This is a genomic window from Metabacillus lacus, from assembly GCF_009674805.1.
Classification (GTDB): domain Bacteria; phylum Bacillota; class Bacilli; order Bacillales; family Bacillaceae; genus Metabacillus_C; species Metabacillus_C lacus.
Genome location: NZ_WKKI01000041.1, coordinates 1 through 23,887, shown reverse-complemented (window position 1 = coordinate 23,887; position 23,887 = coordinate 1). Strand labels below are relative to the sequence as shown.

Annotated in this window: 16 protein-coding genes; 1 reads left to right on the top strand and 15 read right to left on the bottom strand. The window is 42.0% G+C overall.

Features of this window, described 5'->3' with window-relative positions:
- Positions 1-327: 327 nt before the first annotated feature.
- The 15 genes from GJU40_RS16340 to GJU40_RS16270 form a co-directional block, all read right to left on the bottom strand.
- The gene (locus tag GJU40_RS16340) at positions 328-2,937 is read right to left on the bottom strand and encodes an Ig-like domain-containing protein (protein ID WP_154309141.1); all 2,610 of its coding nucleotides are present in this window, start codon (positions 2,935-2,937) and stop codon (positions 328-330) included.
- A gap of 390 nt (positions 2,938-3,327) precedes the next feature.
- The gene (locus tag GJU40_RS16335; RefSeq protein ID WP_154309140.1) at positions 3,328-4,476 is read right to left on the bottom strand and encodes a S8 family serine peptidase; all 1,149 of its coding nucleotides are present in this window, start codon (positions 4,474-4,476) and stop codon (positions 3,328-3,330) included.
- 373 nt (positions 4,477-4,849) lie between these two features.
- On the bottom strand, positions 4,850-6,175 hold the full coding sequence (locus tag GJU40_RS16330; protein WP_154309139.1) for a UDP-glucose dehydrogenase family protein: 1,326 nt from the start codon (positions 6,173-6,175) through the stop codon (positions 4,850-4,852).
- Position 6,176: 1 nt separating this feature from the next.
- A complete protein-coding gene (gene galU / locus GJU40_RS16325) occupies positions 6,177-7,061 on the bottom strand; it encodes a UTP--glucose-1-phosphate uridylyltransferase GalU (protein WP_154309138.1) in 885 nt (294 codons plus the stop codon).
- Positions 7,062-7,073: 12 nt separating this feature from the next.
- The gene (locus tag GJU40_RS16320) at positions 7,074-7,835 is read right to left on the bottom strand and encodes a glycosyltransferase family 2 protein (protein WP_154309137.1); all 762 of its coding nucleotides are present in this window, start codon (positions 7,833-7,835) and stop codon (positions 7,074-7,076) included.
- Positions 7,836-7,839: 4 nt separating this feature from the next.
- Positions 7,840-8,940, bottom strand: coding sequence for a glycosyltransferase (locus GJU40_RS16315; RefSeq protein ID WP_154309136.1), 1,101 nt, complete (start codon positions 8,938-8,940; stop codon positions 7,840-7,842).
- Positions 8,941-8,951: 11 nt separating this feature from the next.
- Positions 8,952-10,073 carry a glycosyltransferase gene (locus GJU40_RS16310; RefSeq protein WP_154309135.1) on the bottom strand — a complete coding sequence of 374 codons (1,122 nt, stop codon included), beginning with the start codon at positions 10,071-10,073 and terminating at the stop codon, positions 8,952-8,954.
- A 95-nt stretch (positions 10,074-10,168) separates the two neighbouring features.
- Positions 10,169-11,092, bottom strand: coding sequence for an NAD-dependent epimerase/dehydratase family protein (locus tag GJU40_RS16305; RefSeq protein ID WP_343031586.1), 924 nt, complete (start codon positions 11,090-11,092; stop codon positions 10,169-10,171).
- Positions 11,093-11,116: 24 nt separating this feature from the next.
- Complete coding sequence (locus tag GJU40_RS16300; protein ID WP_154309146.1) at positions 11,117-11,788, bottom strand: sugar transferase; 672 nt, start codon at positions 11,786-11,788, stop codon at positions 11,117-11,119.
- Positions 11,789-12,070: 282 nt separating this feature from the next.
- Positions 12,071-13,453, bottom strand: a complete 1,383-nt coding sequence (locus GJU40_RS16295) for a L,D-transpeptidase family protein (protein ID WP_170289437.1) — start codon at positions 13,451-13,453, stop codon at positions 12,071-12,073.
- A gap of 47 nt (positions 13,454-13,500) precedes the next feature.
- Entirely contained in the window at positions 13,501-14,301 is an 801-nt protein-coding gene (locus GJU40_RS16290; RefSeq protein ID WP_154309133.1) for an SGNH/GDSL hydrolase family protein, read from the bottom strand.
- A 181-nt stretch (positions 14,302-14,482) separates the two neighbouring features.
- A complete protein-coding gene (locus GJU40_RS16285; protein ID WP_154309132.1) occupies positions 14,483-15,457 on the bottom strand; it encodes a hypothetical protein in 975 nt (324 codons plus the stop codon).
- 301 nt (positions 15,458-15,758) lie between these two features.
- The gene (locus GJU40_RS16280) at positions 15,759-16,769 is read right to left on the bottom strand and encodes a hypothetical protein (protein WP_154309131.1); all 1,011 of its coding nucleotides are present in this window, start codon (positions 16,767-16,769) and stop codon (positions 15,759-15,761) included.
- 128 nt (positions 16,770-16,897) lie between these two features.
- Positions 16,898-20,419, bottom strand: a complete 3,522-nt coding sequence (locus GJU40_RS16275) for a S8 family peptidase (protein ID WP_154309130.1) — start codon at positions 20,417-20,419, stop codon at positions 16,898-16,900.
- A gap of 130 nt (positions 20,420-20,549) precedes the next feature.
- Positions 20,550-22,502 (bottom strand): YncE family protein, encoded by a 1,953-nt coding sequence (locus tag GJU40_RS16270; RefSeq protein ID WP_154309129.1) that lies wholly within the window; start codon positions 22,500-22,502, stop codon positions 20,550-20,552.
- A 170-nt stretch (positions 22,503-22,672) separates the two neighbouring features.
- Here GJU40_RS16270 and tagU point away from each other — a divergent pair, with 170 nt between their 5' ends.
- Complete coding sequence (gene tagU / locus GJU40_RS16265; protein ID WP_154309128.1) at positions 22,673-23,632, top strand: polyisoprenyl-teichoic acid--peptidoglycan teichoic acid transferase TagU; 960 nt, start codon at positions 22,673-22,675, stop codon at positions 23,630-23,632.
- The last annotated feature ends 255 nt before the right edge of the window (positions 23,633-23,887 follow it).

Genomic DNA, 23,887 nt, shown 5'->3' with positions numbered 1-23,887 from the left:
GAAACGGTTGAAAAGAACTGTAAGGGAAGCAATCTTCTATATATTGGCTATCCCTGGTCTAATGCACATGTTTATGATTGGTTCTTTCTTACTAATAATATCATAATTTTTCCTATATTGTTATATTTTTTAATAAATTTACATGTATTATTTGATTTTTTTTTAACTGTATTTGTTTCTTTTTATGGTAAAGGCTGATACTCCATTACTCGATAAAATCTGACAATTTTCAGGTAGCTTATGCGGTCCTATCAGTAAGAAAACAACAAAAAAGCCTGAAGAAAAGATCGAATGATCTCTTCTACAGGCTTTTGTTAAAAAATGATATTATTGAACGTTGATTGTAGCGAAATCAAGAGCATTTCCTGATTGATCCGTTACGTCATTTCCATTTTGAGCTCTCACTACAAGACCGGAAAGTGAAGTTAATGGAGTAGAAAGTGTGATGACAGCTTTGTTGCCAGTGATCACTTCAGATACTTCACCAAGAGCAGTTGTAGAAGTGCCTTGGAATACGCTGAAGTCATTACCATTTATTGAACCGTCTCTTACTACTTCGCTGAAAGTAAGTTCGATTTGAGTGCTGTTTAGTACTTTAGCAGCAGTCACAGTTGGACGAACTGTTTCATTGAAGCTGCGAGCTACAGTTTCAGCATCCATTACAACACCAGAACCAGTAGCTACGTTTTTCACAGTGAAGTTACGAGCTCCAGAAGTTGTGATTGCATCTCTCTTAAGAGTTAACTCAACAGTGCGAGCATTTCCTTTGAAGATTGGTGCGCCTTCAAATGGAGAAGCAACTCCTTCGATTTCATAGTTAGCTGCATTCAGAGCAGTTGCAGCAGTAACATCACGATCGAAAGTTACTACTAGTTTGTCATTAGTTTGAACAACAGTAGATACTTTAGGCTTAGTAGTGTCTACAGGTGTGCCAAGTGTGAATGTTAAAGTTCTAGCAGCAGAAAGATTACCAGCTGCGTCTCTAGCCAAACCTGCAGGCAATGTTACTGTGTAGTTACCAGCGTTTGCAGGAAGTTTGATTTCGATAGATTTTTTGTCAGAACCTACTACAAGGTTAGCAGCACCAGTGATTGGAGCAATGTTATTAGTAATAGAGTTAGAGTTTACATAAGTTCCAGTTACAGATAGACCTGCATTTACTAATACTTCTTCGTCGTAGTTCACTACTAGGACTTGATCAGAACCTACAGGTTTAAGGCTTTGGCTTACAAATGCAGGAGCTGTAGTATCAGCAGTGATTTGAATAACGCGAGTTACTGCATCCATTGTGTTGCCAGCAAGATCTCTTACGCCTGCAACTTCAATGCTGTGTACACCTGCAGTAAGCTGAGAAGCTGTGAATGTAACAGCTGTTCTGTTAGCATCAAGTGATGTAGTAGCAGCAACAGTTGTTCCGTCTACTTTTAGAGTTGCAGCAGCAGCGTCAACTGCCTCAGAGAAAGTAACTTTCACTTTGCCAACTCCAGCAGATTCAACAGCAGTAACTGTTGGTTTTACTGTATCAACATCTTTCCTCACTACAGTATCAGATACTGGGTTTGGAGATAGTAAGTTATTTGCATAATCTTTCAATCCAGTAAGAGTGAATGTGTAGTTTTGGTCTTTTGTCATAGCAGCAGGAAGAACTACTGTGTAAACTTTTCTATCAGCAGAAACAGATACGTTTCCAGCTGGTACTGTTACAAGAGTTGGACCAGATACTGTTAGTGCACCAGCAAATTCAGCAGCAGAAGCATTAAGAGGCTCGCTGAAAGTCAAGATTGCACTTCCAGTAGGACCATAAGTGACGCCTGCATAAGTAGGACGAACTGAATCAGAAACGCTGATAACAGAAGTCTTTTTCGCAACAGCTACGTTGTCGGTTGTTTTTACGTTGTCAATTGTAACGTCATAGCGCTTATCTAGCCTTGAAGTAGAAGTAAGTGTTAGCTCTTTTCCATCTGCACTCAGTTGAGCAGTCCAAGATCCAGGAGCTACGCTGTCAAGGCTGTTTACTGTAACAACTCCAGCGCGAAGGTTGCCGCTAGCATCAAGAACAGAAGCTCTGTCAACAGCTTTGTTGAATACAACTTGAAGCTGAGCAGCGTTAAGTACTTTTACTTCAGATACAGCAGCTGGTAAAGCAGCAGTGTATTTTTCAACGATTCTAGCTTTGTCAGCAGCTAATTTAGCTTCAATTGAAGCAAGGCTAGGGTATTTTCCTGGGTGAAGCTTGTTTCCATCTTCTTTGATAAGAATAGAACGTGCTTCAAGGCGCTCAAGCAATGCAACCTTTTCAGGTACTTCAGCAAATCTTTTTTCATCTACAGTTTTTTCAATATCTTTATGAAGGTTGTAGCGTGATACTTCAAAGATAATTGTTTCTCTTGCAATTTTAGCAGGAAGAACAAATTTGTTGTTAACAGCATCACGAGCAGCTGCGCCGTATACTTTACCGTTTACGCGCTCTGATTTGCGGATCGCTTCAGATACAGCATTGTAAGCAGCAACTGTGGATTCCTCCAAATTTTGGCTAGTGATGAATGGGTTTAGAACTGCAACAGCAGCGTTCAGCTCGTTACCAACTTTAACTGCATCGATTACGCGAGCAGCGCGAAGGTGGTTTTCCTCAGCTTGAGCAATTCTGTACTCAAGGAAAGTTTTTTGGCTTCCGGATAGAGTTGCTACAGCAGCTTTTGCTTGTCTGATTGCAGTACCAGAAGCATTAAATTTTTGTGTGAACTCAGCTGTTACAGCCACTTGGTTAGCGTTAGTGATTGTGTAGAAAGGCTTCAGTTGGCCCGCAGCAGTTTCTGCTGTTTTAACTAGAGATTCAGCTTGTGTAGCAGTGGCAGCTTGTGCCGGGTTTCCTACTACTACTGCGCTTGCAGCAACTGCAGCAGTAAGACCAAGCTTAGCAGCGTTCTTTTTTGACATTTTGTTGTTCCCCTTTCAAATTGTGTTGATAATTTTTGTATATTGATAAACTAGCAGTTATATAGATTATTTGTACTACTAGTTACCAAGAGCAGGATTACACATATGTAGATTCTCCTACTACCAACAAAGTAAATTATTCCATAAACGATAAGAAATTTCAATAGAAAATTCAATATTTTTCATGATTTTCATTTACTTTCCAAGTAAAATAATTCTATAAGGAGCATCTATTGTCAATGTTATTACATATTCAGCTAAATATCTAGGTTTTTTTTGTAAAAATGACGGTTATTTTGTAAATTTTACATAAAGGTTACAATTTGGTGAATCAATAGTGTAAATGTTCGTTTAATTTGAAAAAAACGTGGGTATTATAATAAATTAAGTCTATTGTCCTAATCCGTAATAACTTTTATAAACATTCAAAACAGGAACATCGATTCTTGTACCTTGTGCAGATCTGACCTGGATTTTGTCGCCGTGTGTTTTTAATTGATTTCTGAGCCACTCTACTTTTTGACCGTTTTCAGGACCTCTGTAGGAAGTTAATAGTTTTCCTGAGGCACCTGCTACATGCGGAGCGGCCATCGATGTGCCTGACATGTTTCCGTATCCTTTTGTATTCACTGTGGAAATAATTGAAACGCCTGGTGCCAAAATATCCAAAGTACTGTCATAGTTGGACCATGAGGCCATTTTTCCGTTAGCATCAATTGCACCAACCGAAATCGTGTAAGGTGAAGAGGCGATGGACTTTAAGCTTTCTCCGTCATTTCCCGCTGCCGCAATGACAGCAATTCCGCTGTCATAAGCAGCCTTCAATACTCTTGAAAAAGGAACCGATCTATCCTTCATCTCCAGACTGAGATTTATCACCGATACTTTATTGCTGATTGCCCATGAAATGCCTTTTGCCATGTCAGATCCATAAATATTGCCGTCTTCATCTCCCACTTTTGCAACCAGGAGGCTGGCCCCGGGATCCATTCCTACTACCCCGAAACGGTTTGAATTGGCTGCGATAATGCCAGCGACATGGGTTCCATGCTGCGTGCTGGAATCATCATTCGCCTGGCGTTCATAAACATTGTCGGCCAAGAAGCTGACTTTGGATACCACTCTTCCTTTTAAATCCTCGTGATTGCTGACTCCTGAATCAATAACCGCTATCTTACATTTGCAGCTTTTTTTCAGCAGTTTATTTGCCCCTGATGCCTTGATTCCCCACGGAGTAGTCTGCAGGGCCGCAGGGCTGGCCTCTTGATCGTATTCAGCATGTTGAATATAAGGCAGACTTTGCAGGGCTTTTAAATTTTCCGGTTTCCCCATCATGACGGCAAATGTGTGTGTTCCTGCCGAAAATGTGTTCAATACTTCAAATCCATTATTGTTGAGTTCATCTCTCATTTTTTTTGATAGTTCACTTGTTTCCGCAAAATATCTTTCTTTTTTTATATCAGCCGCTTCCGCTTTTTCAAATTGAAAAAAACCAAGCAATGTAATTATGATGAGTGCACTTGCTGCTTTATGCCACATTCTTCCTCATTCTCCTTTTCCTGTTTGTTTATATGTTATCTGCTGAGCGCCAAAAAAGCTAGATGGAAATTTACAAGATCTTATTTAAATTGATCTAATCAGAGCTGAAGAAAAAATAAGCGTAGATATTTCCCTTAAACGAAAGTTGAAGCTCATTTTATGAAATATAAGAGAAGGATTTCCGGTTAATCGTAGAAAAAGCTGATTTTTTAATAGTTTTTAAATCCATAGCCGGAATTGCTCCGCTTAACGGAGGTTTTTTCAAGCTAAATTTTTGAATAAGCGAAATTTCTCCGTTTATTTTCCGGCAATGAGGTGCGCCTCCCACAGCAAAAAAAACAGCCCGATTTATAAAATCGGACTGCCTCACTAGTTAATCTTTTTTAATTCCGTTCACGTTCACCGGCTTGCGGCCTACGGAGTAGTATTCTATATTATGCTTTTCCATTTCATTCAGGTTATAGCAGTTTCGGCCGTCGAAGATGATAGGAAGCTTCATTCTTTCTTTAAAATCTTCCGGAGTTAATGCTTTTACTTCTTTCCACTCTGTTACGATAAAGGCAAAGTCTGCAGCAAGCAATGCTTCTTCAGGAGAATTTACGTATACCGTCTGAGCAGGAAGCAGTTTTTTCGCATTTTCTATGGAAATTGGATCATAAGCGACAACTTCCGCTCCCTCTTTCACAAGTTCCTGTGCGAGGACAATGGACGCAGCTTCACGCATATCATCTGTGTTCGGCTTAAATGCAAGTCCGAGAAGTGCGACGCGGCGCCCCTCAAGGCTGCCAAATCGTGTTTTTGCCTTTTGGATCAGCATATGCTGCTGCACTTTATTCACTTCAATCACTGACTTTAACAGGTTAAAGTCGTGCTGTACATAGCTCGCAATCTGTACAAGTGCACTTGTATCCTTCGGAAAGCAGGAGCCCCCGTAGCCGATACCCGCGTTTAGAAACTTGTTGCCGATTCGGTCATCCATGCCCATTCCGGCAGCAACGTCTTCTACGTTTGCTTCCAGCTTTTCGCACAAATTCGCTATTTCGTTAATGAAACTGATTTTTGTGGCAAGAAATGCGTTGGATGCATATTTGATCATTTCTGCACTGCGAATATCAGTTTTAAACACAGGTATACCAAAAGGCTTGTTCACTGCCTCAATTAAATCCGCAGCTTCCGGATTTTCAGCGCCTATGACAATGCGGTCGCCTTTGAATGTGTCATTCACGGCAGATCCCTCACGTAGGAATTCAGGATTTGAAACAACATCCACTTTATAGTCGCCGGCAAGATTCTTCAACAGAATTCTTTTCACTCTTTCATTTGTGCCTACCGGAACCGTACTCTTTGTTACCACCACAATATCATTTGTCAGGTTTGCTGCAATATCTACCGCTACCTGTTCTATGAAGCGGAGATCCGCCTGCCCGTCTTCGCGCTGCGGCGTACCGACTGCGATATAAGCAGCATGTGCATCGGAAAACGCTTCTTTATGGTTTGTAGTAAAAGTAAGAAGACCTCTGTCGATGTTGTTTTTCATTAACTCTTCTAATCCTGGTTCAAAGATAGGGGAAATACCTTGTCTCATCTTTTCAACTTTTTGTTCATCAATATCCACACAGGTGACATGATGGCCAATTTCAGAAAGACATACCCCTGTCACAAGCCCTACATATCCAGTGCCTACGACAGCAATTTTCATTTTATTTTCCTCCAGTATGCGAATGAACGATTTCATTCAAATATTCCATCACTTGATCTTTTAAGTCATCCCTTTGAATCGCAAAGTCAACGGATGCTTTGATAAAGCCGAATTTATCCCCTACATCGTAGCGGACTCCGTCAAAATTGTACGCATAAATAGGCTGAGTTTCATTCAGCACCTTTAGGGCATCTGTTAATTGAATTTCTCCGCCTGCGCCTGGAGGAAGATCAGACAGCACGTCAAAAATTTCCGGCGTCAAAACATAGCGGCCCATGATGGCATAACGGGACGGCGCCAGGTTCATCTTTGGCTTTTCTACAAAAGAATTAACGGAAACAAGCTTTTCTGTCAGCTCTTCTTTTGGATCAATAATGCCGTATTTCGACACATCCTCCTGAGGCACTTCCTGTACGCCAACAACACTTCGCTCATGTTTGTTAAAAGCATCGATCAGCTGCTTTGTACACGGTACTTTGGATTTCACAATATCATCGCCGAGAAGCACGGCAAACGGCTCGTCACCGATGAAGCGGCTCGCACAGCTGATGGCATGTCCCAATCCTTTTGGTTCTTTCTGGCGTATGTAATGGATATTTGCAAGATTGGAGATTTTTTGAACTTCCTCGAGCACAGCCCATTTTTCTTTTTTCGCAAGTGTTTCTTCGAGCTCATACGACTTGTCAAAATGGTCTTCAATTGAGCGCTTGTTGCGTCCGCTGACAATGATGATATCTTCAATACCGGATGCAACAGCTTCTTCAATGATGTACTGAATCGTAGGTTTGTCTACGATCGGCAGCATTTCTTTCGGCTGTGCTTTTGTTGCCGGTAGGAAACGGGTTCCAAGTCCGGCAGCAGGAATAATGGCTTTTCTCACTCTCATGTAAATATCCCCCTATTTGGTTAAATACGTTTTTTTAATCGATGTCCATGCGTAACTGCTAAAGCAGAACATTGCATATGGTAAGCTAAGCTTCTCAACTTGGCGGTACACCTTCCAATTTTGCTTTGCAGCTTTCAGTTTATTACTTGAAATGGAACCTGGTACGATTCGATAGGTGGCAAGGTTCTCCTGAAGACCATGTGCTTTGATACCCCTTTTTAAGATGGACAGCCACAGGGCAAGGTCCTGCCTTGTCCTAATGTTCGGCATTTCAATGGGTCCTGTTTTTTCAACATTGACAACTGCAGTTAAGCAGCCAATTATTGTATTTTTCAATAACCCATGATAAGTGATATCATCCGGAATTTCAATAGTCTTGTTTAATTTTTGGCTATGCTCATCCATCAGCTCATACTTTGTGTAAGTAAACGCATAATCGTTTTGTTCCATAAACGCAATCTGCTTTTCAAGCTTTTGGGGCTTCCATATATCATCGCTATCCAAAAACGCAACATAGTGTCCTTTTGCACGTTGAATAGCAGTATTGCGGGCAACCGCTGCTCCGCTGTTGACTTCCAGTTCAATCAGCTTGATACGGGGATCTTTCTTCGCTTCCTGGCCAATGATTTCCCGTGATTGGTCCTTAGAGCAGTCATCCACAATCAGCATTTCCCAGTTGCTGTATGTTTGAGCCTGTACAGATCGGATGGTTTCCACAATATACTTTGAACTGTTATAAGATGGCGTGATGATCGATACGAGTGGCTGTTCCATGCTGTTATGCCTTCTTTCCAACTGTTTTCTCATAAATCGTGTCCATCAGCTTCGCATTGTCTTCCCAATCATAATGCGCGAGGACATGCTGCCTGCCGTCGATGCCCATTCTTCTTCCAAGCTCCGGCTCTTCCACAAACTGCTTCATTTTCTCAGCAATTGCCCGGCTGTTTTTGGTTGGAATGATGTAACCCGTCTTACCATCCACTACAACTTCCGGCAATCCGCCGACATTGGACACAACAACCGGCACCTGACATGCCTGCGCCTCGACTGCGGCTACTCCAAAGCTTTCACTGTCAAGCGTGGAAGGAACAAAAAAGACATCAAAAGAGTTGATGAGTTCAGGAACTTTTTCATGATGAACGCGCCCGTGAAAAGTTGTTTGATGAGAAATCTCCAGCTTGTCCGCCAGTTTTTTATAATCCTCAAGCATTGGACCTGGACCAACAATATCAAGCTTTGTTTTTGAAAACACATCAGGTGTAACGATATTTTTGAATTCTGCATAACCTTCAAGAAGATACCTGATGCCGTACTTTTCGGCCATTGTTTTGACGATCCCGAACGTGATGGATTCATCCTCCTCTTGGTCTTCTGACGGCTTGAACTTTTGCATATTCACACCAAATGGAGTGACCTCGATTTCTTTATTCGTATACTGAGCGGTCACCTTTTTCATAACATGGCTTGTTGAGCAGATGACATCCGCTTTGCTCAGTGCGTATTTTACCATCAGCTCGTTCGCACGGCCTTCTTTAGGAAAATCATAAATATCCATGCCCCATACAGAAATAATATAAGGATGGAAATTTGCCATTGCCCCCACTACACCATAGCTTGATACGTAATGGCTGTGAAGAATGTCCGGCTGAAATTCCCTGAGTACTCTTTTAATTTCCGGCACTGTTAAAAAGTATGCAATTTTATTGCTCATTTTCAAACCCAGGTAATGCGTTTTTACATTAGTCCACATTGTGCGGTCATCAGGATCGGTGTGGCTTTCAAAGCTGATGTTTAATACGTCATAGCCTTGCTTGTCATAATGATCCAACCATTTTTTTGTATGAACATTATTGGCCGGAGCCAAAATCGCTATCTTCATCTTGACACCCCTTAACCTTTCAGACCCAATAGGTCATTCGCTGCTTTTTCAACTCTTGCATCCCAGCTGTTGTGCTCATAAGCACCAGCTTCAATGGATGAAACCAATTTGAAGTGCATGTCAGGATCTACTGCCCTTAACACTGCTTTCGCAAATTGGTGCTTGTCTACCTCTGAAACAATACCAAAGTTATTTTCCTCAAGAAACCGTGCCTGTGCATCGCAATTGGTCGCAACAATCGGCAGGGAATAGGACAGATATTCAAACAACTTTACCGGCATGGCAAAATCATGATACGTATTCTTTTCTCTCGGTATAAGTGCAATCGTGGATTCCTTGTATACTTTTTTCAGTTCTTGTCCTGATAAATGCTGAATTGTCAGCCATGGACGATCAGTATAAGCCTGGATTTTTGCTGATTTTTTGAATTCATTTTCCCTGCAAATAAACTGCAGCTGAACAGTCAGCGAATCCTTGTTGATTTCATCAAAACCTTCCAGCATGGTCAGAATGCCAATTTCATCTGTAATTCCGCCAACATAAACAGCAGATGGCACACTTCCTTTTGGAGCGGGTGCCGTTTTCTCCACAGGCTCCATGCCGGGTGGCAATTCATCGTACTTTTTGCTCCATTTTACAAAGCTGTTCATCTCAAGCGACGGCAGGTACATGATGTCTACATACTTGTGATATGTTTTTAGTTCTGTTTGGTAAATATGACGCATCACCGGGGTCAATGCCTTTTTTCCGAACGGCGGCACATACATGTCATCAAACTGCCAATATACATCGCGGTAAAAGCAGCCAATCGGCACATGATGCTTTTTTAATTTTCTCCAAAATCCGCTGTCCATTCCGAGCGCACGGGGCAAGTGGTCTTTATCTGTCAGCCAATAGGGCATGGTGCTGTTTTCCATATAGCAAAATGCAGCCTCTTCCATCTTATAGGAAGACAGGTATTTTTCGATTTCCTTTTTTCTCTGCTGAGACTGGCCGGAAATCACAACAACCTCAAACCCCTGCTTTTCTCCATACCGGCGAAAGGCTTCAGTTAGTCTTTTCGGGCGCACACCAGAGCCGCTTTTTGGGTTTTGCTGCAGCTCGTAAGGAAAATATATCAGTATATGGTTCATGGGTAAGCTCCTGTTCCATTCTTTTTAAGGTAAACGCTAAAAATCTCCCGAGAATTTCACTTACAGTGAAAGGGCGTCGGGAGATCATTGATTTTTCATTGTAAAGTTTTTTTGTAATGATCCATGGTAAGCTGAAGACCTTTAGGCAATGAGACAACCGGCTCCCAGTTAAGCACTTTCTTACTTTCTTCGTTAGATAGTACACTTTCCCGAATATCTCCGGATCGCTCAGCCTGATAATCCGGCTGAAAGCTGCTGCCCGAAATTTCATTCATTAAGAAGAAAAGTTCATTAATGCTGATTTTATCATTGGAAGAAATATTTAATGTGGTGTTTTCGCCTGCTTCCAGTGCTTTCACGTTGGCAGCCGCAACATCTTCCACATAAACAAAATCACGGGTCTGCTCTCCGTCCCCGAAGATTTTCGGAGCTGTACCTTTGGAAAGAGCTTCAGCAAAAATGGCAATAACGCCGCCTTCGCCATTTGCATCCTGCCTTGGACCATATACATTGGCATACCTTAAGATGGTATAGCTTATGCCATGAAGTTCACTGGTAAGCTTCAGATAGCCTTCGACTGTAAATTTGGACAGGCCGTAAGGAGACAAGGGCTGAATAGGATGAGCAAGTCCAATCGGCAGTGATACCGGGTTTCCGTACACTGCTGCAGTAGAAGCAAACACAATCTTTTTCACACCGTATTTTTTTGCACATTCTATGACGTTTAAAGAACCCCTGATATTGATTTCTTCATCCTTAAGGGGATCATGAATGGACTTTTGGACACTCACCTGTGCAGCCTGATGGATAATAGCCTCCGGTTTGAATGATTCAACTGCCTTCTGAAACTCGCTGCTGTTAATGCAGCAGTGAACAAAGGAAGCTTTTTCATTCAGGTTGCTTTTATGGCCTGTGCTAAGATCATCAACAGCAAGTACCTCATGATGATCCTGTATTAATTTATCGACAATATGCGATCCGATAAAGCCTGAACCGCCAGTGACAAGAACCTTCATAATTGAGGGAATCCTCCTAGATATATCCTACCTGGCACCTTCACCAGTGAAGACAACGCGGATAGTTTTGAAAAGTATTTTTACATCTAATAAAAAACTCATTTTTGAGATATAGTATAAGTCGAGCTCCAGTTTTTCCTTTGGCGTGATATCATAGCCGCCATTCACCTGTGCCCAGCCGGTTAACCCCGGTTTCACATTCAGGCGCTGAGAAAAACCAGGTATATCCTTTTCGAATTCTTCAGCGAATACTGCACGCTCAGGACGAGGCCCAATCATGCTCATGTCGCCTTTTAAAACGTTAATCAACTGTGGAAGCTCATCTATTCTGGTTTTGCGGATAAATGCACCAATTCTGGTCACACGGGGGTCATTTTTCTCAGCCCACTGTGCACCGTTTTTTTCAGCGTCAAATCTCATCGAACGGAGTTTCATGACGTTAAATGTATGACCCTTTAAACCAACGCGCTCCTGCAAAAAGAGCGGCGAGCCGGGAGATTCCAGTCTAATCAGGAGCATTGTGATGAGTACAACCGGAATTGCAAGCACCAGTCCGATTAGAGCCAGAGACAGATCTAATATTCGTTTAAGATATAAATTGTAAACTGATTTCTTCGGAGTCACTGCAGCTGCTCTTGGATAGACAACTGATTGATATTTACGATATATATTCGACTCAGCCCGATTGATCGCCACCATTATCACCTCTATAATTCTTTCCGACAACCTCTTTTGTTTCTGTTCATTCCCCAATAATTCACAGTATAAATGTTACTCATTAGAACAATATCACTTGTGATATAAAAGGTCAACAAGAGATTTAAGGCAGAGTTCGCTGCCATTTTCCCTGTTCAAGAAGTGTTCAAATTTAACTTTTTCTGTTTACTTTTATTGTTTGTGCAAACACTAATGATATCCCAGAGAATTTCCGTTAATTAAAAGAAAGCCTATAGGTTAGACGTTGCCAGATTTTAAAACGTTTCACTCTGTCGAAATGTTTTTTTCCATTTCCAAAAGCAGAGCTTCTATTTTGGGATAGGATGGATATTTTCCAGGATGCAGCCTGTTTCCAGCTTCTTTAATGGAAGAAGATCGCTTTTTCAAGCGTTGAAGAACCAGCATGTCAGCTTCAATACTTTTCCCCGCCTTAAGATCAGCTTCCATATTTTGAAGGAGACGGTAGCGGGATATTTCATAGATGACATTTTCTTTTAAAATTTTAGCTTCCTTCACATAAGAACTGTATACCAGGGAACGAACGTGGGAGCCATACATCCGGCCGGCCAGGGTTTCCGCTTTATTAATGCTGGCAGAAAGAGTGTCATACCGCTGGTTCATGTTCTCAGTTAGGACTCCCTGTCGGAGAGATGCTTCAAAATCTGAAGAAGATGCTTTCAGCGTTTTATGCAGGTAATTGACTGCATCTATATATGAAACAACTCTGCTTCTTTCCAAATATAGTTGTTCGTATGCAGCCTTGCTGCTTTGTCCTTTTAATGCAGAAAATAATTCTAATTGACTAAATTGCTTTCGCAGGCTGCTGTACTCAGCTGACAGCTCTGCAGGTACAATAAGATCTTCCTTTCTTTTCACGTTGATGCTGTAGAGAGGCCTTGCTTTTTTCAGCGTAGTTTCCATTTCAGCTGTCAGCCATGAGATTTGGGAATACCCATGTTTTTTGATTGTTGCTCCGGCAGCTGTCTCGGAAATGATGATAAGCGGCTTATTGGAGGGATCGAGCCATTTCATCAGCTTTAATACATCATTTTCTGATAAAGCAATGCATCCTGCAGTTGGAAAGCCAGGTCCTTTCCAGACATGAAAGAAAATAGCACTTCCCTTTCCTTTTATAATTGGATTCTTATTATACTGAACTTCAAATCCAAGCTTATAAAAAGGAATGTTCATGCGTTCAAAAGAGTTCCATTTCTTTTTAGGATCTCCACTGTACGCAATCCACTTGTTATAATCCGGGGAAGCAGGATCGTCCACATAGTAGTCATTTGCGGTAATTTGTCTGTATGGGATTTTTACCCCGTAAGGCTTCTTGCCTAAACCAAACGATATTCCAATTGGATAAATTCCTTCAGGTGTGACCCCGTCTCCTTCACGCTGCTTCACACCAATACCTTTCGGCCCTGTTACAGCTTTCATCGCCGGAATGGCCGCTGTCCAGTTTGCGCCCTTCCTCTCAAACGCGCTGACAGTAGCTTCTATAGAAGTTCTCCCCTTTTCTACTACGATCAACTGTTCATTATAGGTATACGGCGATAGTTCCTGCGGTGAAGCACCAAGTGCATTTCCCGGGATACATACAGAAAATATCACAGCTGCCGCCGCAATCAGCAAAGTAGCCCTCTTCATGACATCTCCTCCTAAAAAAACTGCTTTCGTTCTGAAAGCAGCTAGATTTAAGAAACAAAGTATTCTTTTAGGTAGTCAGCCCACGCTTTGTGGCCAGTTTCTGTAAGCGATTTTTTATCTTCCTGCACATATTCGTAGAGTTCTTCTGATTCTTGATCCGGCCAGTTTTCCCAGTGGTTTAGATAATAGTGGCCATGTTCGTCCGCAAACTTCGACAACTGCTGAACTTCAAGAGGGTAAAATCTTGCCCCAGGTATCGGGTAGGACGGCTGCAGGAAGACAGATATGCTGCTATTGTTTTTCTTAAAATCAGCGAGCAAGCTTTCAATGTTGATTAATGTGTTGTCAATTCCGACAAGCCCGTTATCTTTTAAAAGGAACGGCTCAAACAACAGGATATCCGGATTCATTTCAGCACCTGCAGCATGAAGCTTTTCAGTGACAACCTGCTGTGAGGTTTTATCGGCAAGCAAAACTGTCTCAACGCGGATCAGCTCAGGAGTATAAGCTTTCTCTAAATGCTCCTTCACCTCTGCTGCCCACGGTGTTTCAGCTCCTGCGCCCGTATCTGAACCGAAGATTAAGAACAGAAGGGGTTCCTTCGTACTTTCTGCCTCAGCAAACTTTTGCTGTACTTCCTTGGGAAGATTTTTCGTGTACGCGGCAGAAAGACCAGGGGAACTCTCTGAAGCTTCTTCTGCTGCTGCATTCTCTTCTGTTTCTGTTTTATTCTCAACAGTTGCAGGAGATGCTACATGAGCGGAAATTTTACTCTCCCAATGCATTCTTCCAAAAATAATGCTTCCTATTGATAATAATAACGTAACAACTAACGCGGCTTTTTGCACAAATTCATCCTCCGTAAATTGGAATAATTGTCGAATACTATCATTTTATAGGGACAATTATAGCATGTGCCGACAGGGGTGCATAGGAGTTTTTTACAATCAAAAACTCTTGGCTTCCGGTAAAATTTCAAAGCTTTCCACATAAAAAAACTGCCGATTATCATCAGCAGTTCTTCATACTTTACAGTTTGTATTGAGCTCTAAGCTGCTGCTCGTAAAAACGGATGTCAGCATCTACAGCTTTTGGAAGCGCCTGATATTTGCCGGCTTCTTTAATTGCGGCTGCACGATCTCGAAGTCTATCAAGTTTAGCAAGCTCAGCTTTTGCTTCAGTGATTTTGCCGGCTTTCGCCAGTACTTCTACTTTATCAAGCAAGCGAACTTGAGAAACCTCATATTTTACACGTTCAACTGTAACTTTAGCAGGCTGTACAAAATCAGCAAGCAGCTTTACTCTCGCCTTTGGAGAAGGTACCTGTCCAATTTTTGATTCCGCTTGTTTCAAGTAGCGAGTCAAGTCGTCATAATATAGCTCTGCTTCAAAAATCTCTTCTTCTTCATCAACAAAGTATTCAACTGTCATGTCATAAATACTTAAGTTGACAGATGCTGCTCCCGCTTCCAAATAGCGAAGATCCAGGTTGATGTCGGCATGCAGCGGACTGTATTTACCTGCTTCTTTGATCGCAACTGCACGCTTTTTCAAACGCTCAAGCTTCGTCATATCAGCGTCATACGCTTCGTATTCTTCATTTTCCGTAAGGTTCATAAGGATATTTAAAACCAGACGATATTGAGATACTTCATAAATTGTACGCTCTATCTCTTTTTTTGCAGGCGTTACATATTTGCTAAGCAGTTCAGCGCGGTTTGCTGCACCTGAAACTTTTCCAATTGAGCTTTCCACAACTTTCAACTGTTTTGTTACTCCGTCATAAAGTGCATCAATTGCAACAATATCTCCAGAGTTGATTGCTGCAGAATATGCTTTCACTCTGCTTGCAAGAACATTCCCTTGTGTCACTGCCTCTTTATAAGCCGGACTTGCTGCAACGGTAGCTGTAACTGCTGCTGCGGATGTAGCTGGTGCTGTAATGGCAACAAATGGTGATAATAGCATTGCTGCACTGATACCTGTTAGTAGTGCCTTTTTCAAGTTCTTTTTCCCCCTAATATTCTTATCAATCGAGATAAGTATAGGAGGAAACACAACTATAAACATGATTATAATGACCTATTTTTTATCAATTATTAGAAAGTATTAGCAATCAGTGTAAAAAATGCAGATGAATAGTCACCTTGGAAATCCCATATTTTCCTAAGTGTTATTACTAATAGTCTTTTTTAAAACTTTATACTATAAATCCCCGGCACTGTGCGGATTTTGTCGAAGAGGTGCTGGGTGCCGGAAACCTGCAATCAAAAAAACTGCCGATTTTCACCAGCAGTTTTCTTTTTTATAGTTGATATGAAGTTCTAAGCTTTTGCTCGTATTGGTGAATGTCAGCATCTACAGCCGCAGGAAGCGGCTTATATTGACTTTCTTCTCTCATCAAGGCTGCACGTTGTCTCAGTCCCCGGAGTTTAGAGAGCTCTGCTTTTGCTTCAGAAATCCTGCCTGCTTTGGCGAGCTCTTCAACCCTTTTAAGCAATCGAATTTGAGAAACTTCATATTTTATACGTTCAATTGTGGATCTTGCAGATTGTACATATACTTTATATAACCCTGTCTTATCCTTTATAGGAGGTAACCCTTCAATTAGATTCTCCTTATGTTTCAGATAGCGAGTAAAGTCATCATAATACAGCTCTGCTTCAAAAATGTTTTCTTCTTCATCAAGGAAGTATTCAAATTTAAGATTATAAATAAGTAAGTTTACAGATGCTGCCATAGACTCTTCTATACCAATCTCCCAGTAAATAAGGGAAGGTAATGGACTATAATTACCCGCTTTTTTAATCGCAGCTGCTCGTTTTTTTAAGCGCTCCAGCTTTAACAAATCAGCATCAAACTCTTTGTACCCATGCCGATGCGTGATATTGTTATGCCAATATAATACATCACCTCCCGTAATTTTTTCATAGATTTTGAGGGCTAATCGAAACTGAGATACTTCATACATTGTGCGCTCCAGCTCTTTTTTTGCAGGTGTGACATATTTGCCAAGCAGTTCAGCTCGGTTTCCTGGACCAGCAACTTTCCCTATTGAGCTTTCAACCACTCTTAATTGTTTTGACACGCCGTCAAAAAGCATGTCCATTCTGTCGATATCTCCAGCTGTTACGGCTGCAGAGTAATTCTTCAGTCCTTTTGCGAGAGTGTTTCCTTGTTTGACTGCTTCTTTATAAGCAGGAGTTGCTGCAACAGAGGCTGTAACTGCGGATGCGGATGCTGGCGTTGCTGTTACAGCGGCCAAAGGTGATAGTAGCATTGCTGCACTGATACCTGTGAGTAGTGCTCTTTTCAATTTCTTTTTCCCCCTGAATGTAATTTTGTAGGTTGATAGCCCAACATCCATATTTTATCAGTTTCTGGATAATTTTGTTGAAAAAAATAAAAAAACCGCCGGACTATTGTTGCCGGCGGTTACTCTTTTTACTTAAGTTCCAGCGTATATGGCGAGATGCTTGCACGCCCCTGAACTTCTTCTATTTTGATATAATAGGTGCCTTTTTTCAGATTGAGCGGCAGGTATTCACGATCTCCAATGTCATAATGATCCACTTTTGCAATCTGCTTGCCATTCGCTTCATAGATTGTCACTGCACCGTCCAGATCAATCGGAAGGCTGAGGGAAAGTGTCAGCTTTGTTTGCTTGTCAAGCACAAGCTTATAGTAATCTGTATCTCCCTTGCCTGTGGAAGGATTCATATAGCCTTTGGCTGTGTATTTATTATTTTTATCCTTTTTCAAATTAAGGGGTTTAGACGGGACATTGTTTTTCACAACGGAACCCTTATCCTCGTCTACCGTATTTGCCTGTTGAAGAGTCAGCTTGTACTCCTGAAGCGAGCTGTAAGAGTAATAGTTGAACGCTACAATAAAGTAGCCTCTTCCTTTTTTTGCATCAATCGCACCGCGTTCTTCTTCGCCTTCGAATGTATAGTCTGTGTAAATGAAATTCCCTTCCTCTGCAGGATCCAGCTTTCCGTTTCCATTGGTGTCCTCAATAGTTACGACCACCGCATCAACCGGGAAGCGAACATCTGCCGGCAGTTTATTGTAAGCCGGATTAGTGATAGCTAGCGGCTCAAAAGCAAAGCCGAACAGACCGCTTTCTGCAGGTTTGAAATAATAGAAATCCATATCCCCTGATGACGACAAATTACCTTGAACCGAGCCGGTCCCGATTTTAACAGCTTTGTCATAATTGTCATTAGGTTCATATTTGTCGGCCACATTTTTCACAAGTGTTTTGCTCGTAAATCTGTAAGGATCAAATGATGAGCGATATTCTACATCAGTGACAGCAATGTAATAAGTTGAATTCGCTTTGACGCCAATTCTATGAGCTGCTGACGTTTCAAAGCTTGTCCATGAATAAGATACATTGGAACCTACATAATTCAAATCATCATTTTCTTCGTTATATTGATAAATTTCCATAGCCGGCACTTTATAGCCTTTTGCAGCTGTAAAGGTAAATTCCAGAATATCACTGCTTTTCGAATTAAAAACAAACCAGTCTTCATCTCCGTTATATTGCAGATATCCTTCAGACGCTCCGCCAATTTCATACGATCTTGCCGACTGTTTTAATCTGTTAAATCTTTCTTTTTCCTCGTCCATTGGGTTGTAGTCATTTTTCCCATAAGAAGATTTTCTGTCATGTCTCAGCTGTGCAAGCTTCTCTTGGTTTACACCCTCCGGAATCTGTCCTTCTTCTGACATCATTGGATAGTTATCTTCATCAGCAGGCAGAACCTTGCTCTTTATATCCAGGGAGTACGGGATATGAGACGAAAAGCTGCGGTTCAAATCCAGCTCGAATCCGCCAAAGCCAAAGAAGAACCAATCATTCATATTCGGTTTATTTGTAACTTCAATAAAATATTCAGTGTTGGCATTTGGCTGAAAAGTCAGCGTTTCACCTTCTCCATAACCTTTTTGATCAACAATGTCATTTACTACCGGGAAGGATTCGCCTTCCATTTTTTCCACCATATGCAGCCTTAGTGAAGAGTTGATGCCAGGAACTCCAGACAGGCTTGCCGAAACTGTTTCCCCTTTTTGCACCTCTGTAAAATTCAGCTTAAAGAAATCGCTGTCCCCTTTGTTAAGAGGTGAAGGCTGAGGCTCTGCCTGAGGCGCCTCTCCAGGAACACCTGCATCTCCTCCACCTTCAAGAGGCGGCGGCTGAGGCTGTTCTGATGCATCAGTAAAGTAATAAGGCTGCGATGTGACAAAAGGAAGCTTGTCTACTACTACAGGATCAGCCAAACTTACCTGATCGTCCAGCTTTTCCTTGCTGAGAGAAGCTGTCAGCGAGTAAGTGGATTCTTTCAGCTCATTGTAATTGCCGTTTGCATCTTTGACAGCAATAACAAGGACTCCATCTTCTTTTGCCTCAAATAAGGCTCCTTCTACAGTGTTTTCAATCCCATCATTAACCACCGTCTTGCTGGAAGCTTCTGTTTTCCCTTTAGGATAAAAACGGAGCTGGAAGCTGTAATCGTAATTGGCTGCTCCAGTCAGCTTTGTTTGTACAAACTCGCCTTTTTTAACATCAATCTTGTAAGCATCAATCTGGCCAAGCTTTGTCAAAGAGCCTGCAGTCAGTTTTCCGGACGATAGTGCTTTGGCGTTTTTCAAGAGGCCGGCCTCTGAAGCATCAGGCTTAGCCGGAATACTTTTCACATTATAGTTTAGGGCAGCAATCGGGTCGACCAGACCGTAGCCGAATGTTGTATCATAGCCTTTCTTACCCAAATCCTTGGACGTTCTGTGCAGAATGTAGTTCACCTGGTAAGGCGTCAATTTTGGATTTTTCGCAAGCATCAATGACACCACACCCGCTACTGCCGGTGATGCCATGGAAGTCCCGCTGAGATTTCCATAGGAAGAACCTTTTAGAGAAATTACCGAGGAATAGATATTCTCCCCTGGCGCCACCACGTCGACCGAAGAACCGAAAGTTGAATAGCTTGAGAGCTCATTCTTGTTATTTGTTGAGCCAACACTGATTACACCTTCGTAAGCTGCCGGATAGGATTTGTCATTGGATCCTGAATTTCCTGCCGCAGCCACAATTGTAATATTAGCTTCTAATGCTTTTTGAACCGCTTCTTCAATGATCGGAGAAGGAACACTGGAACCAAGACTCAAGTTAATCACCTGAGCTTTTTGCTCGACCGCTTTCAGAATGCCTTCTGCAATTGAATAATCATTTGCAAACCAGGAATTATTGAATACATCTATAGCCAGCAGCTTCGCACTCGGGTTGATGCCATAGCCGCCAACACCATTATTTTTCTCGGCAGCAATAATTCCGGACACATGCGTTCCGTGAACATCAGGTGCACCTTTATGCAAAGGATTTAAGATGTTATAGCTGGCAGCGACTCTATTTTTTAGTTCGGGGTGTTTTGTATCTACACCGCCATCCACTACTGCTACCTTCACAGCATTTTTCCCTGCCAGCTTTTGTGCTTCTTCAGCTTTTAACGTTTTTAAGTGATACATATCAGGAGCTTTCAAGTCAGGACTTGCCAGCTTCTGCACCTTCGCGCTTCTGGAGACAGACAATACTCCCGGAGTGTTGGCGTATGCCTTTGCTACATCCTGAAGCTTTCTGCTCCCTTTCAGCTCGATTACATCGTATCCAAGCCCGCTGACTCTCTTTACAAGTTTGCCGCCTGCAGCATTGTGGGCCGCAGATGAAAGCGGGGTCTTATATTTAATCACTAGCTTTCTTTCATCAAAAACTTCTTTTTCTCCCTTTTTATCGAAGGATTGCAGTTTTGCTCCTTCTTTCAAAGAAAGTTTTTCCAGCATACTGCTTTTCATGCTGCTGCTTTTGCTTTGTTCATAACTTGCATGTGTCATATTTGGAAGTGAGCCAATCGTAAGTGCGGCAGCCAGTGCAATCCCGGCTGACTTCTTTATAAAGCTTTTCAATGTTCATTTCCCACCCTTTGTTTTTTTATAACGCCCTTACATATTCAAGATAATTCCATATAATTCCTTTAATTGCTAAAAAAATGTTTTTTACAGAATCTGCTCATTTTTGCGCTGTAAGACATATAGCTTATAAATTTATTTTCCAAAGCACCTTTTTATCGTGGTAATAAAGGTCGCCTGAGCTTGATTGAATAAGCTGATGGACATCATTTTTTCGCAGAATAGTAATCTTGTAGGATTTTTTATCAACTTTAAATAATGTTTTTTCAACACAGCCGTAGATATTGCCGTCCCGCCCAGTCACGAGTGATGCCTGCGGTGTATGTCCGGCAACGTCAGGCACAACTGAGCCAACATCTGTCACACCCTTGCCCGGCTGCAAATAGAATACGCGCCCGTCAGCCATTCCCCACACCTTACCGTCATCAGCAGCAGTTAATGCAGATATAAACCTTACATGTTTATAAGGCAGAGCGATATGCTGCGGCTTAGCTGAAAGATTTCCTGCCGGCAAAGAAAACAGCACTGCTTTGGTTTTTGTTTTATCAACGTTTGGCTTTCCAAAAATGGACGTTCCTCCATACACCAGCTTACCCTTTGCAGAATAGGCGAGGGACACGATGCTGTGGTCTTTCACAATCCCATGCCTGCTGAGCATTTTTTTCGAGGAAGGGTCGTAAACTGCAAGTGCTCCTCCACTTTTACCGGAAACCGGAGCTGTACCAAACACCAGCTTGTTCGTACCGGGAACCGCCAGGGCTGCCATCGGCCGGTCCTGACCAACGGATTCCAATGAGAAGACTTCTCTCGGATTTGTGCCGGGGTGCCATGATTCCTTGGGATTGTATTCTAAAATTCTGCTCTTTGGATAGGTGCCAAAATAGATTTTTCCGCCAAGGCTTGCCATGCTTTCCAACTGTCCGATGCTGCTTCCATGAACAGTCATTTTTGTTCCAGGATCGTAAATGCCCATACTTCCATTCAAAAAGCCTGAGCTGTATATTTTCCCATCAGTTCCTCCGCCGATTTTATGCATTTCGATCGGCTGCATTGGAAGCGTGAGATCAAGATTTTGATACTCTTTTGAATGAGGATGGTAGGTCATATATCTTTGGACATTTCCCACCTTTCCAACCAGCGTGAAATCACCCTTTATATTGACAAAATCAAGGGAAACAAGACTGGTGGGAATGCGGTTATTAACGGCCAGCAAGGACTTTCCTGTTGTTAGATCATACTCGAATAGGGACGAGCCGTTTCCGTAATACACACTGTTACCGCCTGGAGTCAGCGGTGACACTCCTTTTGAAGTTGCTGAAAACTCTCCCAGCAGCTTTTTCGTTTTTGCATCAAAAGTAAGAATTTTATTTGCCGGGTTCAATTTGACAAAAACAGTTCCATTAATGACTTTTATATCCTCAATATGCTTTTGTCCCCTGTAAGCACCAGGGAGAATGGCCGTTTTTTTGCCGTTTTTGATATCGTATACAGCCAGTTCAGCCGGAGAACCCAGCCCGATAAACAGCTGATTTCCAGCCGGATCGTACGCTATACTTCGGGCGTCCTTTTTGCCGCTGATCACGGTTCCCAAATCTTTAAAGCTTTTGCCCCCGTATTGAAACAATCTCCCTTCATTAGAAGAAACGCCATACAGCGTCCGGCTTTGCGCTGCATATGCGAGGTCCCAGATGACGGTGCTGTTTTTCACAGTAGGCTTGCCAAGCTTTGTCAGCTTTCTTCCATCGGGATCATAATGATACAGCAGCTCCCCAGGTGTTGTTCCTATGTAAACATTGCTGCTGTCTGCCACTTCAACAGACCAGCCTGCGGTCGTTCCCCCAAGCGCTTTGACATCTGTCAGCTTTCCTGTTGCAAGATTTGTCACAGCGAGCTGTGCCGGCATGCCCTGCAGAACAGAGTACATCAATGGTTCTCCCTTCTTGTTCGAGCCTGATGCTGCCGCAGAAACATTCAGGTTTTTAACCTGCGCTCCTATTTGCTGAAAAGAAGGAGCTGCAAAAGCCTGCTGAGAAAAAGAAAAGAAGAATAATAGGACAATTGCCATTTTTAAGAATTTCATATTTACCACCCTTTTATAGAATCTTCTTTCCCATTATATTCCTAATTCGAAAGTCATGTAAATTTTTTCTTGGAATAGAAATATTTATAGACTTCCTACTGTATATATGCGAAACTAATGCTATGATTTTGCTGAAATGACACATTTGAAAACGAAAGTAGAGGGAATGCATGCGAGTTAAGAAAAGAAAAAGCAGGAAGAAAAAGTGGCTTTTGATTTCGGCAGGAATTCTTGGTTTGTTCATTTTAGTCACTGGAAGCTATGCTTTTTATTTATTCAAATCAGCTACTGATACGATTAACACCATTCAAGAAGACATCGGACGAGACAAATCCGATAAGCGCACCGATATAGTTGATACACAAAAAAAACAGCCTATTTCTGTTCTGCTGATGGGTGTGGATGAGCGCGACGGCGATCGCGGAAGATCAGACTCACTCATTTATATGACAGTTAATCCTAACAAGAAAAATATAGATATGGTCAGCATTCCCCGCGATACAAGAACCGAAATCATCGGACGCGGAAAAGAAGATAAAATCAATCATGCCTATGCATTTGGCGGTACAGAGATGGCTGTTAGAACAGTCGAGCATTTTCTCGATGTGCCCGTTGACTATTTTGTCAAAATTAACATGGAAAGCTTTCGGGATATTGTAAATGCCGTAGGCGGTGTAGAAGTAGACAACGATCTGGAGTTTACTTACGACGGAGAAACCTTCAAAAAAGGACGAATCACATTAAACGGCGATTCCGCTCTGAAATATACAAGAATGCGCTATGATGACAGCCGCGGCGACTTTGGCCGCCAGCTACGTCAACGCCAGGTTATTGAAGCAGTTATCAAAAAAGGTGCGGACATTTCGTCCATTGCAAAGTTCGGCGATATGTTCAAGGTCGTTCAAGATAATGTCACCACCAACTTAACCTTTAATGATATGTGGAGCATTCAATCCAACTACAAAGAAGCACAAAATAACATTGTGCAGCACCAAATTAGCGGAAGCGGCAAGAAAATTGATCGTATCTACTATTATATTGTGCCTGAAGAGGAGCGCCTCGCCCTATCCGACAAACTAAAGGAAAGCCTCGAGGTCACGCCCGCAACTGCAAGCTTTCAAAGTAACTAGATCTTTTTCTAAAACAGCACTCTAAGAGGTGCTGTTTTTTTATGCGTAGGATTCAGGGGCTGAACGAACGACAGGTAAGGAAAATAAACGGAGTTTTTCCACTAGCATTGCAAAAATATCCACAAGGGTATACTGAGTTTACTCTATATGTAATTTAAGTATAATTTTACCATCCGAGCTTCTTCGTTCAGAGCCAAAAAGTCTAGGGGGTTGTAATTGAACCCAGTTATCCAAAAATTGGATATTATTTTCTTT